General features: G+C 44.6%; 17 protein-coding genes. 9 read left to right on the forward strand and 8 right to left on the reverse strand.

Annotation, left to right across the window (positions count from 1 at the left end):
* Positions 1-40 precede the first annotated feature (40 nt).
* Genes ACLSSO_RS18350 through ACLSSO_RS18380 form a run of 7 tightly spaced genes read left to right on the forward strand, consistent with a single transcriptional unit; the run spans position 41 to position 6463 of the window.
* On the forward strand, positions 41-343 hold the full coding sequence (locus ACLSSO_RS18350) for a hypothetical protein (RefSeq protein WP_413943677.1): 303 nt from the start codon (positions 41-43) through the stop codon (positions 341-343).
* A gap of 12 nt (positions 344-355) precedes the next feature.
* Complete coding sequence (ndk, locus tag ACLSSO_RS18355) at positions 356-781, forward strand: nucleoside-diphosphate kinase (protein WP_063242551.1); 426 nt, start codon at positions 356-358, stop codon at positions 779-781.
* A 25-nt stretch (positions 782-806) separates the two neighbouring features.
* Positions 807-1988, forward strand: a complete 1182-nt coding sequence (locus ACLSSO_RS18360; protein WP_413943678.1) for a class I SAM-dependent RNA methyltransferase — start codon at positions 807-809, stop codon at positions 1986-1988.
* Between the two features lie 23 nt (positions 1989-2011).
* Positions 2012-2782, forward strand: a complete 771-nt coding sequence (locus tag ACLSSO_RS18365; protein WP_340593531.1) for a tetratricopeptide repeat protein — start codon at positions 2012-2014, stop codon at positions 2780-2782.
* Positions 2782-3939: a helix-turn-helix domain-containing protein gene (locus tag ACLSSO_RS18370; protein ID WP_413943679.1), complete on the forward strand. Its 1158-nt coding sequence runs from the start codon at positions 2782-2784 to the stop codon at positions 3937-3939. Before ACLSSO_RS18365 ends, ACLSSO_RS18370 begins: the two co-directional genes overlap by 1 nt.
* A gap of 2 nt (positions 3940-3941) precedes the next feature.
* Positions 3942-5258 carry an ArnT family glycosyltransferase gene (locus ACLSSO_RS18375; protein WP_413943680.1) on the forward strand — a complete coding sequence of 439 codons (1317 nt, stop codon included), beginning with the start codon at positions 3942-3944 and terminating at the stop codon, positions 5256-5258.
* Positions 5255-6463: a hypothetical protein gene (locus tag ACLSSO_RS18380; RefSeq protein WP_413943681.1), complete on the forward strand. Its 1209-nt coding sequence runs from the start codon at positions 5255-5257 to the stop codon at positions 6461-6463. Before ACLSSO_RS18375 ends, ACLSSO_RS18380 begins: the two co-directional genes overlap by 4 nt.
* Here ACLSSO_RS18380 and ACLSSO_RS18385 read toward each other — a convergent pair.
* The gene (locus ACLSSO_RS18385; RefSeq protein WP_413943682.1) at positions 6453-6770 is read right to left on the reverse strand and encodes a 2Fe-2S iron-sulfur cluster-binding protein; all 318 of its coding nucleotides are present in this window, start codon (positions 6768-6770) and stop codon (positions 6453-6455) included. The two genes, ACLSSO_RS18380 and ACLSSO_RS18385, sit on opposite strands and share 11 nt — an antisense overlap.
* 69 nt (positions 6771-6839) lie before the next feature.
* On the opposite strand from ACLSSO_RS18385, the gene ACLSSO_RS18390 reads away from it, so the two are divergent.
* Positions 6840-7460 (forward strand): PolC-type DNA polymerase III, encoded by a 621-nt coding sequence (locus tag ACLSSO_RS18390; protein WP_295902377.1) that lies wholly within the window; start codon positions 6840-6842, stop codon positions 7458-7460.
* A gap of 69 nt (positions 7461-7529) precedes the next feature.
* Here ACLSSO_RS18390 and ACLSSO_RS18395 read toward each other — a convergent pair whose 3' ends face one another.
* From ACLSSO_RS18395 to ACLSSO_RS18410, 4 genes are all read right to left on the reverse strand, one after another.
* A complete protein-coding gene (locus tag ACLSSO_RS18395) occupies positions 7530-8066 on the reverse strand; it encodes a GNAT family N-acetyltransferase (protein WP_295902379.1) in 537 nt (178 codons plus the stop codon).
* Between the two features lie 409 nt (positions 8067-8475).
* Positions 8476-10095, reverse strand: a complete 1620-nt coding sequence (locus ACLSSO_RS18400) for an NAD+ synthase (RefSeq protein ID WP_413943683.1) — start codon at positions 10093-10095, stop codon at positions 8476-8478.
* Positions 10092-10457 (reverse strand): DUF2203 domain-containing protein, encoded by a 366-nt coding sequence (locus ACLSSO_RS18405; protein ID WP_295902381.1) that lies wholly within the window; start codon positions 10455-10457, stop codon positions 10092-10094. Before ACLSSO_RS18405 ends, ACLSSO_RS18400 begins: the two co-directional genes overlap by 4 nt.
* A gap of 123 nt (positions 10458-10580) precedes the next feature.
* Positions 10581-11441, reverse strand: a complete 861-nt coding sequence (locus ACLSSO_RS18410; RefSeq protein ID WP_295902386.1) for a hypothetical protein — start codon at positions 11439-11441, stop codon at positions 10581-10583.
* 31 nt (positions 11442-11472) lie between these two features.
* Between ACLSSO_RS18410 and ACLSSO_RS18415 the strand changes: the two genes are divergently transcribed.
* Positions 11473-12756, forward strand: a complete 1284-nt coding sequence (locus ACLSSO_RS18415) for a tetratricopeptide repeat protein (RefSeq protein ID WP_413943684.1) — start codon at positions 11473-11475, stop codon at positions 12754-12756.
* Here ACLSSO_RS18415 and rimO read toward each other — a convergent pair.
* Genes rimO through ACLSSO_RS18430 form a run of 3 tightly spaced genes read right to left on the reverse strand, consistent with a single transcriptional unit; the run spans position 12753 to position 15446 of the window.
* Complete coding sequence (gene rimO / locus ACLSSO_RS18420; protein ID WP_295902391.1) at positions 12753-14126, reverse strand: 30S ribosomal protein S12 methylthiotransferase RimO; 1374 nt, start codon at positions 14124-14126, stop codon at positions 12753-12755. The genes ACLSSO_RS18415 and rimO overlap by 4 nt on opposite strands.
* Complete coding sequence (locus ACLSSO_RS18425; protein ID WP_295902394.1) at positions 14123-14773, reverse strand: LolA family protein; 651 nt, start codon at positions 14771-14773, stop codon at positions 14123-14125. Before ACLSSO_RS18425 ends, rimO begins: the two co-directional genes overlap by 4 nt.
* 7 nt (positions 14774-14780) lie before the next feature.
* Complete coding sequence (locus ACLSSO_RS18430; RefSeq protein WP_413943685.1) at positions 14781-15446, reverse strand: ComF family protein; 666 nt, start codon at positions 15444-15446, stop codon at positions 14781-14783.
* Between the last annotated feature and the right edge of the window lie 3 nt (positions 15447-15449).

Here is a 15449-nt window from a genome sequence, read left to right on the forward strand (position 1 = left end):
CCTCGCGAGCCTTTATTTAATCTCCTCCGGGAGATCTAAGATGAAGAAATTATTGGTTTTTGCCCTGCTTGCGGCAAGCCCAGCAATGGCTGGTAGAATGGATGAAATTGTGATCATGACGCTTGAAAGTGTGGAGAGCACTTTGGGTCTTGCGGGCGGTCCTGAGTTCCCGTTCACGGTTAAGTACCAAGATTTCACCAAAGCGGCTCCAGGTCGCGATCTTGCGGTAAAAACGGAAATCGTTGTTCCTAACCAAGATGGAACAAACCAAGAGTGGACATGTGTCACTCAATTCGTTAAAACTCCCACGTTCTTTAAAGTTTCAGAAACAGATTGTAATTAACAAGGAGATACCATGGCTATCGAACAAACATTCTCAATCATTAAGCCAAACGCAATGAAGAAAAACGCGATCGGCGATATCATCAGCATGTTTGAAGCAAACGGTTTGAAAATCGCTGCTGCAAAAATCACTATCCTTTCTAAAGCTAAAGCTGAAGAGTTCTACGCTGAACACAAAGAGCGTCCTTTCTTCGGTGAGCTTGTTTCTTTCATGACTTCAGGCCCAGTTTGCTTGATGTGCCTGCAAGGTGAAAACGCAGTTTTGAAAAACCGCGAAATCATGGGTGCTACTGATCCTAAAAAAGCTAACGCTGGAACAGTCCGCGCTAAATTCGGTGACAACGTTGGTGAGAACGCAGTTCACGGTTCTGACTCTGCAGCTTCTGCAGCTCGCGAACTTGCTTTGTTCTTCGAAAAACAAGAAATCTGCAACGTATAGTTCTAAACTGAAATTGCGATTTTAAATGTCTGCAAAATCAAACAAGGGGGGAGCGCAAGCTCCCCTTCTTGGTTCAAAGATCAGATTGAATATTGAAAAACTCGCCATTGGCGGTGCTGGAGTCGCTCGACACGAGGGCATGGTCGTCTTCGTTCCTCAAGCAGCGCCCAATGAAGAGGTTCTTGCCGAAGTGACTTTGGTCAAAAAAAATTTCGTCGAAGCCAAGCTCGTCGAAGTTTTAAAACCCAGCCCATTTCGTCGTGAACCGCCTTGTCTTGTCGCCAACGTCTGTGGCGGTTGCAACTGGCAACACATCACTGAAGATGAACAACGCCGACAAAAAGAAAAACTTGTTCTTGAGACCATTCAAAAATTCAACCGTGGCGTTGAGTTTGAATATCTTCCGATTCAAGAAAGTCCGCGCGTTTTAAGATACCGCAACCGCATTCAACCAAAATTCAAGCACAACCGTTTTGGATTTTTCGCGCGCAACTCTCACGACATTGTTGAGATTAACGATTGCCCGATCACGGAAAGTGCGCTCACAGATAAATTCGGTGAAGTGAAAGAGTGGTTGAAAGAGAAAAACTCCAAGGACCTTCAGCGTCTTGAAATGTACATCTCGGAGGAAGGTCCTGTTCGTTATGGCCTTATCAACGAGGATGACGACGGTATCGGTTTTTCTCAGGTCAATCGTTTCCAAAATGAAGACCTTGTACATACAGCCTTATCGTGGGCGGGTGAGGAAAAGTACGAGCAGGTATTCGATCTTTATGCTGGGTCCGGAAACTTCACGTTTCCTTTTGCTCAAAAATATCCCGAAGCTCAAATCACGGGTGTTGAATTAAACCCTAAACTTGTCGAACGAGCAAAATCTCGCATTCAAGGTCAGCGTGTGAAGTATTTCCTTTCAGACGTGGAAACCTACATGCGCAGGGCTTCCATCGGAAAACAGGACCTGGTCCTGCTCGATCCACCTCGTGCCGGAGCGAGTGAGCTGATTATGCGTACACTCGCAGCGGCTCAGCCAAAAAAGATCATCTACATCAGTTGCCATCCGGTCTCTTTGGCTCGCGATCTTAACTGGTTCTTTGCTTGGTCACAGAAATTGGGCACTCGAATGAAGCTCACTCGGGTTCAAGCCTTCGAGATGTTCCCGCAAACCGACCATGTTGAGACTATTGCAGAGCTCAGGGTTGACTCTTAGTCTTCAAATGATACCTTTTTAACATGCGTAAATGGATTCTCGCACTGTGCACACTTTCCATGCTGAGCTGCGCCGTTTTATCGGGCTGTGCCACTTGGGGAGAAGATAAAAAGAAAGCTGACCTTCACCTTCGTTTGGGAACTTCTCAACTCGAAAGTGGCAACTATCCCTACGCTCTTCGTGAGCTTCTTGAAGCTGAAAAATTGGATTCAGAAAATCCGGTCACGCAAAACAACCTGGGCCTCGTCTACTTTTTCCGTGAACGCTACGATCTTGCAGAGAAGCATCTTCGTAAAGCGATTGCGATGGATGAAAAGTACACGGAAGCTCGCAACAATCTTTCGCGCGTTTTGATCGAAGAAGCTAAATACGCTGAAGCGGAAAAAGAATTGCGCGTTGTTTTAAATGATCTCACTTATCCAAGTCCCGACAAAGCGTACATCAACTTGGGGCTCGCGAAATTTAACCAAAAAGATTACGTCGCTGCTCGCAATGCTTTTTCAAAAGTGCTGAACAAAAATCCTGATGATTGCATTTCCAGCACGTACTTCGGTCGCACGTTTTTTGAGACTGAAGATTATTCTAGAGCGGCAGAAACTTTGGATCGCGCGATCGGTTTCTGCCAAAAGAATTTGTACGATGAACCTCACTACTACAGTGCCTTGGCTTACTACCGTCTTGGCGAGAAATCGAAATCGGTGGCTCGCTTTGAAGAGTTGATTAAGTACTATCCGGATGGAAAGTACCGCGAGAAAGCCAAAGGAATGCTCAGCTTGATTCGAAAGGGACATTGATGAAAAAGACTGGTGAAATTTTAAAGAAAGCCCGCGAGGAAAAAGGCCTTTCTCTTCATGAAATTGGTCTTTCTTTAAAAATTAACAGCAAGGTTTTAAAAGCCATCGAAGAAGGCGACGATGCTCATCTTCCGGCAAAAACTTTCTTGCGTGGCTTTGTGCAAAGTTACGCCAACTTTCTTCATCTTGATTCCGAAAAAGTTCTTGAGGTCTTTTACGAAGAGATGGGCTCGACTCGTCCGAAGCCTTACATCCGTCCTCACGACGGTGAAAAAGCGGAGGTAAAAGAAGAGGCTGCGGCAACAACAGCAACGTCGACTCAAGCTTCCACATCGGCATCCACTGCTACACCCGCTGCGAAGGCAGAAACTTCTGAAGCCACTGTCACTCCAATTCGCAAGGCAACACCTCCGCCAAGTTCTTCTGATGGAATGCAGTCTTTGCGTGAAAATAAATCCAGCAAAACAATTATCATTGCAGTGATCGGTGTGGTTCTTGTTGGTTTGATTCTTTTCACTAAGAAAATGATCGACAAATATTCTAAAGAAGCCGAAGTGCCAAGCAATGAAGTGGCACAAACTATTGAAGGTGCTACTCCGGTAACAGAGGAAACTCCGACTTTGGTTGAAAATGAAACCACGGATAAAAAAGAGGCCACAAGTCCTCTTGGAAATTTAACAACGGCTCCAACACCGTCGGCACCGGCTTCATTGCCTTCACCAACACCGACGCCGACAAAACCTATGACGGCGGCCACTCCAGTTGCGACTCCAACTCCGTCACCGACTCCGGTTACAAAACCGAGTCCAACTCCAACACCTGTGGCAAGTCCTTCACCTTCACCTTCTCCAACGCCTTCAGCAACGCCAGTTGCAAGTCCATCGCCAACACCAACACCGAAGCCAACTCCAAAAGAGGAAGCAAATAAACCTGTTGAGTTGATCGTGGAAGCTTTGGATACAGTGGAGATTGAATACGCTTCTCCGACGGGTAAACCGCAAAAAATCAAACTTTCTGCGGAACAAGTTCATACTTTCAAAAGTAAGAGTGGTTTAAAAATTAATTTCTCTAACGGTGGCGCCGTAAACTTGATCCTGAACGGAAAAGAAGTCGGCATTCCGGGAGACCTTGGTAAACCTATCAAGTTGAGCTACTAAGCTTGAAAGATTTCCGCCGCATCTGGGGCTTAAGCCTTCTCGTTAAAATGATCCTTGCGGCACTCATTCCACTGAGTGCCGACGAAGCTTATTACTGGGTCTGGGCCCAGCGCCTGCAACTGAGTTACTTTGACCATCCACCAATGGTGGCGTGGTTATTTTCCCTCGGACATTTCCTTGAGCCTTTTGCAAATGCGGTTCGTTGGCCTGCTGTGATTTTAGGTCATGGTATGTTGGCCGTGTGGTACTTGATTCTAAAAGATCGCGTGGATTTTGCGAAAATCAAAACATGGGCATACCTGGTTTTGTTTTCTCCCCTTCTGGGTTTTGGTTCTTTGATTGTGACACCTGATTTGCCTGTGATGTTCTTTTGGTCACTTGCGATTCTTTTGACTTTAAAAGCTCTGGAAGAAAAATCTTTGCTCGCGTATCTGGGGTTGGGTGCAGCTCTTGGTTTAGGATTTTGTTCGAAATATCATATTGTTCTCTTTGTTCCGTGCCTTCTTGTGTTTCTTTTTGTCGAGAAAAAATGGAAAGACGTTAAGTGGAGTGGTGTTCTTCTCACAATCATCACAGGACTGCTTTTCTCAGCACCTGTGATCGTGTGGAATGCGCAGAATGGTTTTGCTTCTTTTGAGTTTCAGTTAAAGCATGGGCTCGAGAAAACCTCTTACAATCCTGAGTGGACGATTTCTTACGTCTTGGGACAGATCTTGATTCTTTTTCCACTGGTGTTTTGGGCTGCGATTCGCGCCCAAGTTCCTAGGAACATGCGCTGGTTGTATTATTTCGGCTGGGGACCTCTTCTATTTTTCCTTTACACATCGTTTAGAGCCCTGGTGGAAGCGAATTGGCCGATCATTGCGTATCCGGCTGTCATCGGTTTGGCTCTTTTTTATTCTCGAACACAGAAGTGGCTTAAATACTATGTCGCTTTCTGGGGACTTATTTTTGTTATCGTGATCGCAACACTTTTCACACCTGCACTTCGTAACTTAAGTGAAAAAGTTCAAGAACCCTACGTACTTCAAGAAATCAGCTCTATTGCTCACGAATACCACCCGCTCTATGCAAGCTCTTATCAAATGGCGTCATCCATTTGGTATTTCAGCAAAGTTCCGACGTTCAAACTTCAAGGAATCAGTCGTTACGACTTCTTTGACACACTTCCTGAAGCTATGCCCAATGGAAAACAGTTTTATTTGGTGAAGCGCGAGAGAAATGGTTTACCAAAGTGGATTTCCGAACAACAATGGCAAATGAAAGAGATCAAAAAGATCTCTCCTGATTTTGTATTGTTGGAATTCACTCGACCATGAAAGCCATTGGAGTCATCTCATTTCTGCTAGTCACTTATTTCTTGTACGGATTTTACATAAATCAGTACGAGGTTTCAGTCATTCCTCCGCAGATCACACGCGAGCACTCACGACTTCTCAATGACTACAAGGGCGTGATGAACGTTCACACCGATTTAAGTAGCGGCTCGGCTACTTCAAGCTTTGTTATTACTTCTGCAAAATTGGCGAATTTGGATTTTTTGATGTTCACGGATTTGAACATCTTTAATATGCCAACGACATTTGAATCTTATCATGGAAATCTTTTGGTCTTTTCCGCGGGCAAGTACAGCTATTTAGATTCACGACTGATTTATTATTCGCTCAATCAAGAAAGCATCGGAAACAATCTTGGCGACGCTCAAGTGAAACTTGCCGATCTTCTTTCGCAAAAAACAGGTGCAAGCAAAGACACTCTGACTATTCTCACACATCCTTACAAAGCTGGTTATTCTTGGAACGGAGAAATTCCTTCCGGCCTTGATGGCTTTGAACTTCTCAATATGAAGAGCCTTGTGAATCGCGCCTGGGAAGAGTCGAAGATTTCAACGATCTGGAGTCTTGCGATTTATCCGTTTAATCCGCGTTTATCTTTCATTCGCCTTTACACAGAACCCACCGACGAAATCGCATTGTTGGATAAACTCAGCCAACATCGTCGCATCGTTGTGTATGCAGGAACCGAAGCTTCTGCGCGCGTGATTCCTCTTGCGAATTATTTTATTCGTTTCCCGAGTTACAAAAGATCTTTTGAATTTATGAGCAATCATATTTTGCTTAAGTCAGAACTCACGGGAAGTTTTAACAGCGACCGTGTGAAAGTTTTTAATGCGCTTAAAAACGGAAACTTCTATATGGCACTCGATATGTTGGGTGATCCAAAAGGTTTTACGGCGACCCTTGAGGAAGAAAACAAGTCGCACCTCATGGGTTCTACTGTGAAGCTTTCTAAGAATATGTCTTTGAAAGTAAGTCTGCCTTCAAAGCCTAAAGATTTTTTTGAGATCATCATCTTTAAAAATGGCGAGATCGTTGCGCGCATCAATGATCCTGAAACTGTTTTTCCGATCACGCAGCCTGGAACTTATCGCGTGCAAGTGCGAGTCAGCCCCATGCTTCCTTTGCCTGACGCTAAAAAATGGATCACGTGGATTTACACGAATCCTTTTTACGTCACTCCGTAAGGTCGTTTTTAATTTCTACGCTGAGGCCATCAACAGGCTCATTTTGGCAAGCCAGACGTTCGTGCGCTTTAAAACCACGGTCTTGGGCCATCTCTTCTTCGATTTCGTTTCTGGGCCCTAGTTTTTCTAGGCCTTCGACGACATGAACAAGGCAAGTGCCACAAGTCCCGTTCCCGCCACAGGTATGGTTGATCTCGATTCCCTCTCGCAAAGCCACATCTAGAATGCTATGGTCTTTTTGACTCACTATGACATGGGGATGCTCTGGTAAAAAGTTGATATATTTTCCAGACTTAGTCGCATTCACGCTAGGGAACTCCTTCAAAAGGGCACTCTTTAGTTGAAACACCCCTTCCCATTTTGTATCAATATTTTCATGAGATTCATAGCTTTTGACTTAGAGACCACTGGTACTGTTCCCGGAGTAGATCAAATCGTTGAAATTGGAGCCGTGCGCTTCATCGACGGTCAACCTGAAGCGATCTTCGCAACCCTCGTAGATCCACAACGTCCGATTCCACCAGGCGCTTCTGCGGTCAATGGTATCTCTGATGAAATGGTGAAGGGTAAGCCGCTTATTGAAAGCCTTCTTCCTTCATTGGCAGAGTTCTGCGGCGATGACGTACTTGTCGCTCACAATGCTCCTTTCGATGCGCAATTTCTTACTGCTGATATCAAAAAGTATGAAACAAGCGCCCCTAAAGGTTTGATCCTCGATACTCTTCCTATCGCAAGAAAAGTATTCCCGGGTCTTCCAAACTACAAACTAGGAACTCTAGTTCAGCATTTGAAAATTCCAACAACAGATTTCCACAGAGCTGAAGAAGATGCTTCTTACTGCGGTCACTTGTTCTTCCAGATGATGAAAAGAATTTCTATCGGAGGCCAACCTCCACAAGTAGCAAACCTTGTTGCATTGACAGGAAAACCAGAACTTCGTTTCCCACAAATCGTCAGACAACCAAAACAAATGGATCTTTTCGGAAGCCTTGTTTAGTTTCGAAAAAATAAAAAGCCTGCGCGATTTTCGGCAGGCTTTTTTTGAATCTAGTTTTTATACAAATAACTAACGTAGAAGCTTACCGAAGATCATCGAATCCCGAAATCGACCGTTTTCTATACAGTCTTGAAGTAAAAGTCCTTCATAAGAAAAACCATTTCTTTTAGCAACGCTGATTGAGCGACTGTTTTCCCTATCACAGTTAATTACAGCTTTGTTGAAACCCAAACGTTTCATTTCAGACAAAACCAACTGAAGAGCTTCGCTGACAAATCCCTTTCCTTCCTCTCCTTTTTCAATACCATAACCAACCTCTGCCTTGTGGTCTGAGTAAGAAATCGTGTGAATATGAATAGAGCCAATAGCGATATTCTCTTTTAAGATGAGATAATTAATTTCTTGGAAGTTTTCTTCGGGAGTAGTTGTAATATGTTTGGCGACGTCTTCTAAGGATTCTACCCAAGAATAATTTACCCCGCCCAAGTTATGATCACGTTGGATATAATCGAAAACCTGCTGCGTATATTTGGGGCTACTTATCACGAGCTGAATACGTGATCCCTGCAAAGCATCGGCAAAGGGCTTTTTCTCTAGCTTTTCCATGGACGAAATAAATCACTTACCAAAGAATTTGTCTACTAGTGGCACTAGGACCGCCTCGTCCTTGATGATTTCCAGAGTTTTAAGCTCAGCTCACCCGCTAGCCGATACTTGTCTGTTTTTGCGCCTTAAGCCTTATGGGGATTTATGGGTTCTCTAACTACATGAACTGATTAATAAAAATAAAATCAGCAGAAGTAGTTTAAGAAATTCCTTAAACTGCCGAAAAGAATCATGTTGTGTGGTTCTTTTCATAAGAGTCTCCTTCGCAGAGGAAAACTCTCATCCATAAGAAAGCGGTCCTAGTGCCGCTTTCTTTATTTTGCAATGATCATCACAAAATCAGATCTTCTTAAATTTTGATGGATTGATAATCCAATTTGAATTTCGGACATTCGGTGCAGTCGATTTTTTATTCTTTCGCTTTGTGAGCGATCGGATAACGACGTCCACGTCCAAACGAATGCTTCGATACTTTTAAAATCGGTGGTGCTTGCCAACGCTTAAACTCTGTTCGCATAAGCACTGGTAATAACCATTTATCCGTTTCTGTTTTCGCCGCGCCCGATTCTTCCACCAAATGCTGAACGGACTTATCCAACTTCACATATGGAGGGAGCGTGTCTTCATCTTTTTGATCCGGACGAAGTTCCGCTGACGGTGCACGGTCAATGATCTCTTGTGGAATCACTTCACCTTGTTGGTTGTAGTATTTTGCTAAAGCATAAACTTGTTCTTTAGTGAGGTCCCCAAGAGGAGCTAAACCTCCGCACATATCTCCGTACAACGTCGAATAGCCTGCAGCATATTCGCTTTTATTGCTTGTCGTAAGAAGCAGGCTGTTTTCTTTGTTGGAATAAGCCATCAAAGTAATTCCACGAAGACGCGCTTGCAGATTTTCGTGAACAATTCCGAAACCTGAAAGGTCAATGCCTTTTTCAAGAGCCGTCACCACGTTTTCATACATGGATTTCATCTCAACAATTTTGAATTCCACCCCCAAGTTTTTTGCCAGGTCTTTCGCCAGCGTCAAACTTTGTGGAGCGTTGTAAGGCCCAGGAAGCCCTAGGGTCACAACTTGTGAAGGCCCCAACGCATCAACAGCCAAAGCTGCCACCACCGCAGAATCAATGCCTCCGCTAAGACCTAAATGAATTTTCTGAAGGCCGGTTTTTTTGCAGAAATCGCGGATACCTAAAACAAGGGCCCGACGAAGTTCTTCCACCGTTTCAAGTTTCGCCGTTTTATTCCAAACCTCGAGAGTTTCAAGGTCGATCACATTGATATCTTCTTCAAACTGTTGGCAGGTTAAAACTTTCTTCCCTTTTTTATCGACAACAAAACTTCCGCCATCAAAGATGATTTCGTCTTGAGCGCCCACAATATTCACGTACATCATCGGTGCTTTGAAATACGCTGCCGTTTTTCCAACGACATATTCGCGTTGCTTCATCTTACCGACAAAGTAAGGAGACGCGCTGAGGTTGATCACCATATCAATCTTTTGTCGTTTCACTTTTGCCAATGGATTTTCGCTGTAAGGAGAATGCCCTTTGGCATCCGGCCAAGCCCAGATATCTTCACAGATAGTAAGGAAAAACTTTTTCCCCTTCCACGAAAAATAATTTTTAGAAAAATCACCGGGCTCAATAAAGCGCGCTTCATCAAACACGTCACCCGTCGGCAAAAGTTGTTTGTGGAAGAAGCGAGGCTTTTGTCCCTTAGCTACAAAGACAGCGCTGTTGTAGTAAGGACGACCCATTTTTTTTGGATTCTTTGTGATAAGACCAAAAATAACGCCGATATCTTTAGGAATTTTTTTAATGAGAGCCTTGAGTTCCGCTTCTTGTTTCGCAACAAGTTTCGAACGCTCCAAAAGATCAAAGGGATGATAACCAAAAAGCGCGCATTCAGGAAAAACAACAAGCTCGCACTTGCGTTGTTGTGCAAGATGGATGAACTCCAGAATTTTTTCTTTGTTAAATTCAAAATCAGCTAAGGTCGGATTGATTTGTGCTAAGGCGATTCTCATTCAACCAATATACGCCCAGAAAAGCCGTCTTGGTAGCCATGCCAGTGATTAATTTCTGTTTCTGGAAACTTCCAGCAATAATATCCTTCGGCATTATCAAAGTCGGCCATCCAAAGGCCTTTAGGCTCGGCCCCCAACTTTTGGACCTTCACTTGCCAACGATCAATAATGGCATTGATTTGTTCTTCGATAATAGCCACGGATGGATGAGACTTGTCCGAGAAAGCCTCGATTCTGTTCAAGTGAACTTTGACTTCGCGGCTGGACTCTTCCGTCATGCGATAGATGATGGGCAAAAGAAGACGTGCTTCCTGCAACGTAAATGTTTTCTTGCGATTGATTTCAACCACATTCTCTAGCACGAACCATCCCCCATCAATGTCGATGAGGCTGTATCCATTAAAGACGGATGTGTTTCAAGGAATTAAAGCGATAACAGACAACTTAAGAATTTCTATGAAGAATTTCTAAACGCAATGCACAGATTATTTCTCGCCACTTTTGGACATTTGCAGCGCTTGACCGCCAATGAAAATCACAAGCGCGATCACGATCCCGGCGATGAATAAATAACGTATAAAATTTCCAATAGTCAGAGGCGGAGCGTCTTCGATTTGAACCTTTTTTTCAGGGGGTTTGACTGCAATTTTTTTAGGAGGCGTTTCTAAACCCTCGCCCGCGGACATAATGTGCGCTGTTCCCTCTGCTTTTTTCTCTAACTTTTTTCTTTCAGCTTCGGTGAGTCCGGTAATGGCCACAGCGCGACGCTTTTGCATTTGCACGACACGATTTCCGCCATTGCTACTGCGAAAGAAGCTACCGCCACCACCGTTCTCCAGCGCGATTTCTACAACTTTGCCGCCACCGGCGCTGTCGCTGGTTTCCATTCCACGAGAAGCACGACGTCTGCTCGCTATGTAACGACCTCCTCCGCGCGAAGCCGAGCCCGCATAACTGCTGGAAGAGCCGCCACTGGAAGAACTGTCAGAACTGGAATTGCCGCCATTTTTTGAAGAATCTTTACCGTCGCCTGACGAACCTTTTCCGCCATTGTTGATGGGAGGACGTCCTGCGGTCATCGAGCCTTTTTGGAATTTCTTTTCACACTCAGAATCTTCGTCAACAGTGGAGGGAGTTTCAGAACCAAAAGAGGGCAGCTCTCCGTATTCAAGAAGACAACCCACGTATTTTCCCATGTAATTATTTACGAATTCTCCGAACGGCTTAAAGATTTGATTCATCAATGCAAGAATCAAAGAGACCGTAATAACCAGCATCAGGATGTACTCGATAAGAGCCTGTCCCTGATTATTTTCTAGTCTAGCTGTAAATTGAGATTTCTTCACTCGCGAGAGCATTTAGGTCATAATACAACACATGATGAATGGACTGAATTTCAATCGTTCCTTATTTACTCTGTTCTTGTCTTTTGTCTCATTATTGGTCGTTGGGACGGCTTCCGCCCAGACTTCGGGACAGGCCAAGGACGAGTTCTCTCTCTTCGAAGAAGATCTTAAAGACCTTCCAAAAAAAGACACAAAACCGGCCGCTAAAAAGACTCAAGCTCCAGCTGCGACGGCAAAACCATCACCGGCACCCTCAGTGACTCCGACAGCGACGGCTTCTCCCGCTGCAACACCGGCGGTATCTGCGGAACCCGTGACAGCTCCGGTCGTTAGCCACTCAGAAACAGCGGACGAAAAAATTGAACGTCTTAAAAAAGAAATTCGCAGCAGCCCTAAGAATGTCGGTCTTATTGGAGAACTTGCCGAAGAACTTTACAAAAAAGAGGAGTACGAAAAGGTCACTCTACTTTTGTGGAAGCACGTGGATAAAATTGATCGCAAAGGTTTGGTCCTTCTTGCAAAGGCTCACGAAAAACGCAAAGAGCCCAATGAAATGATTCGCGCTTTGAATGTGCTTATCGGTAAAGATGAAAAAGATTACGAAGCCTACAGCTTAATGGGTAACGCCTACGTTCTTGCCAGAAAAACCAAGGACGCGATGGAGTCTTATAAAAAAGCCGTTGAGCTTAATAACAAATACGAGCCTGCTTATGACGGTTTGATTGCTCTTTATGAAGATCGCGAACCACCTAACTTGTATGAACTTCGCATTCTTTACCAAGACATGATCGATAGTATCGGACCACGCCCGATCTACTTGCGCAAACTGTGCGAGATCAACACTTTGGATGGCACTTATGAACCTGCAATCCAGATGTGTAAGGATGCCATTCAGAAAGACCCTAAAATCGCCGACCCTTACGTTTATTTGGGCGTTTGCTACAAAGGCATGGGTGAAGACGAGAAGGCTTTAAAAGCGCTTAAAAAGGCGTCTATCGACTTCCCCAAATCGGAGCTTGCGCAATACCACTACGGGAAGGTTCTCGAAGAACAAAAGAGTTATGTCGACGCGATGAAAGTTTATAAAGCCGGCACAGAGGCTGATCCCAAAGCGGCGCGCTCCTGGTTGGGGCTTGCGACTTCTTCCTTTGAAATTAGAAAGTATGAATTGGCACTATTGGCTTTTAAAAACGCGTGCAAGTTCGACAAAAAAAATGCGGTGGCCTTTAGAAGAGCCACCACAGTATTAAGAAACGCTAAAAATTCTCAATGGATTGGCAAGTTCGAACACGAATCCGAAACTTGCACTTTTTAGTTCTCGACAACGATTTCGCCAACAAGATCGTATTCCAAGCTGTCTGTGACGTGGACTTTCACCATGTCACCGACTTGCGCTTGACCGTCATTGATCAAAACAACGCCATCGATATCTGGAGCTTGGCCCCAGAAACGACCTTGCAATAACAAGTCTGTTTCTTCGCTGAAACCTTCGACGATCACTTCGATAGTTTTACCAACGAAGTCGCGGTGCTTTTCACGAGAAATGTTTTGTTGAACTTCCATCAAAGCATCGTGGCGGTATTGTTTTGTTTCTTCATCAACTTGATTTTCCATGCGGCCGCCTGGAGTGTTCTCTTCAGGAGAATACTTAAAGCAACCGACACGGTCGAACTGCTGATCAGCCACGAACTGAAGAAGCTCTTCAAACTGTTCTTGAGTTTCACCAGGGAAACCAACGATGAATTGTGTGCGAATCACAGCCTCAGGGATGTATTCGCGAATGTTCATCAAAGCTGTTTCGATTTCATCGCGAGTCATCTTGCGGTTCATGCTCTTAAGAACAGCATCGTTGATGTGTTGCAAAGGCATATCGAAATATTTCACGATTTTTTTGCTGTTCTTGATCACTTGAACCATCTCTGGAGTGATTCCATCTGGATACAAGTACATCAAACGAATCCACTGAAGGCCTTCAACTTGATCCAAAGCCTTCAACAACTCAACCGGACTTTCTTTGCGAGTTGGATCTTTACGACGGATATCCCAACCGTAGTCAGTAAAGTCGTGAGAAATAATGATCAACTCTTTCACGCCACCGGCCACAAGAAGACGAGCTTCTGCCACGATCGCGTCGATAGAGCGAGATTGAAGATTTCCACGGATCAAAGGAATCGCACAGAATGCACAACGCTTCATGCAACCTTCAGAGATTTTCAAATAGGCGCGGTGACCCGGTTGAGAGTTCACGCGCGGAGTCTCTTCTTCCTGCAAGTATGTCGGCAAATTGAAGAACGTTTTTTTCTTGTCGCCAGCATCTGAGTTTTTCAAAATCTTGGCGATATTTTGGAACTCACCTGAACCGACAAAAAGGTCAGCTTCTGGCAAACCTTCTACAAGTTCGTCCTTGTAACGCTGAGTAAGGCAACCCGCTACAACCACTTTTTTGATTTTGCCTTCTTGTTTAAGGTCACTCATATCCAAGATACGTTGGATGGATTCTTTTTTAGAGTCTTCGATGAAACCGCAAGTGTTGACGATTACAGTGTCCGCTTCCGCCGCTTCACCCACAACTTGGTAGCCGTCTTTCATCAAAGTACCGGCCATGATCTCACTGTCGACTAAGTTTTTAGGACAGCCAAGAGAGATAAAATGAACTTTGTTGTTTTGGTTTGTCTCTTGTTTCATAGATCAGTCACCTGTGCGCCTTTGGGAGGTTGGTATTTAAATAAATTCTTTTTTTCTTTTTTCTGAAACTTCACATCGGAAAAACTCATCGTTGTGAGATTGCCGATATCGTCTTTGTACGAGATCTCTTTCATTGTGCTGTCTTTAGGATCAATTGTGACTTGCAAAGACTTCACCGTGAGATCATCGTAAAGGGGCGTCACATCCATCTTCACAAGATCGCCCGCTTTTTCTTCTTTCACGATCTTAAAGTTTTTCTCAAGATCTGCGCCCAACAATGAAGAGATCAAAACCTGTGAGCGATTTTTCTTATCAACTTTTCCTTTAGCGACTTGAACAGGACCACCAAATTCTTTCGGCGGAGTTTGTTCACTCCAAATCGTTGTTCCATCGAAAACCAAAAGTGTTTTTTCCGGAGTCGTGTTTTCCCAACGGAACTTTCCATTCGCAAGATAGATTTTGCCGTCATACTTTGTTTCTTTGCCAAGAAGTTCCGACTTCACGGTCTTAACCACAGACATTTCCACAAGTTTGGAAGCGCGATATTTTTTTGTTACTTTTTGAAGTGTTCCGTTTCCAGCAACAGCCGCCATAAGGCCCACTGAAAACGACAATACGAAAAACAAGACACTGATTTTTTTAAACATTTGGGTTTTATAGCAGATCCTTGGACGCTCCGCAAGAGAGGCCCCTTTGGGCCAGCACCCAAACTTCAAAGTGAGCAGGACTCCCAAGCGCTAGATGTGCGGCCCTCGCTGTAGCCCCCGTAGTTAAGACATCATCTGCAAAAATCCAGAGCGTTTCCGTCGAGAAGTCCACACCCGATGAAGTTTTTACATGGGCCTCCATCTCCACCAAGGCCCTTTCTCCCCGGCCTGCTCCCCGCTGCGAACCTGAGGAGACCTTTTCAAGACAAGGCAAAAAACCCGCCCCCAGTGAATCCGCCAAGGCCTTTCCCCAAAGATAGGCGTGATCGACTTGATTTATTTTCTTTGCCGGAGCCGGAATCACACAGATCCGTCGATGGTGTAATGAACTTGAAAGTTTCTTTGTGAATTTTTGAGCGTAGTGCTCCCACGCCCTCTGATGTCCGGAACCTTTTAAAGCCAACACCAATTCCGAAAGTAGATCACTCTGACCGGGATACCAGTAATAGTGCGACCTCACCGTGAATGGCGGAGCTTGCCGCGGCTCTTGTTGCTCCAGAAATTTCAGTCGCTCTTCACACGGTTTGCAAAGAAGACTCTCTGAGATCATGAAAGATCCGCAATTCAGACAGCACGAACAGTGGTTTTGCATTAAACGTAACAGTGATTTCATAAC

It is taken from the genome of Bdellovibrio sp. HCB-162, from assembly GCF_047344985.1.
In the GTDB taxonomy this organism is placed as follows: Bacteria; Bdellovibrionota; Bdellovibrionia; order Bdellovibrionales; family Bdellovibrionaceae; genus Bdellovibrio.

Excerpts from the sequence above, each read along its gene's own strand:
- ACLSSO_RS18350 (WP_413943677.1), top strand. The coding sequence starts at position 41 with ATGAAGAAATTATTGGTTTTTGCCCTGCTTGCGGCAAGCCCAGCAATG.
- ndk (WP_063242551.1), top strand. The coding sequence starts at position 356 with ATGGCTATCGAACAAACATTCTCAATCATTAAGCCAAACGCAATGAAG.
- ACLSSO_RS18360 (WP_413943678.1), top strand. The coding sequence starts at position 807 with ATGTCTGCAAAATCAAACAAGGGGGGAGCGCAAGCTCCCCTTCTTGGT.
- ACLSSO_RS18365 (WP_340593531.1), top strand. The coding sequence starts at position 2,012 with ATGCGTAAATGGATTCTCGCACTGTGCACACTTTCCATGCTGAGCTGC.
- ACLSSO_RS18370 (WP_413943679.1), top strand. The coding sequence starts at position 2,782 with ATGAAAAAGACTGGTGAAATTTTAAAGAAAGCCCGCGAGGAAAAAGGC.
- ACLSSO_RS18380 (WP_413943681.1), top strand. The coding sequence starts at position 5,255 with ATGAAAGCCATTGGAGTCATCTCATTTCTGCTAGTCACTTATTTCTTG.
- ACLSSO_RS18390 (WP_295902377.1), top strand. The coding sequence starts at position 6,840 with ATGAGATTCATAGCTTTTGACTTAGAGACCACTGGTACTGTTCCCGGA.
- ACLSSO_RS18395 (WP_295902379.1), bottom strand. The coding sequence starts at position 8,066 with ATGGAAAAGCTAGAGAAAAAGCCCTTTGCCGATGCTTTGCAGGGATCA.
- ACLSSO_RS18400 (WP_413943683.1), bottom strand. The coding sequence starts at position 10,095 with ATGAGAATCGCCTTAGCACAAATCAATCCGACCTTAGCTGATTTTGAA.
- ACLSSO_RS18415 (WP_413943684.1), top strand. The coding sequence starts at position 11,473 with ATGATGAATGGACTGAATTTCAATCGTTCCTTATTTACTCTGTTCTTG.
- rimO (WP_295902391.1), bottom strand. The coding sequence starts at position 14,126 with ATGAAACAAGAGACAAACCAAAACAACAAAGTTCATTTTATCTCTCTT.
- ACLSSO_RS18425 (WP_295902394.1), bottom strand. The coding sequence starts at position 14,773 with ATGTTTAAAAAAATCAGTGTCTTGTTTTTCGTATTGTCGTTTTCAGTG.
- ACLSSO_RS18430 (WP_413943685.1), bottom strand. The coding sequence starts at position 15,446 with ATGAAATCACTGTTACGTTTAATGCAAAACCACTGTTCGTGCTGTCTG.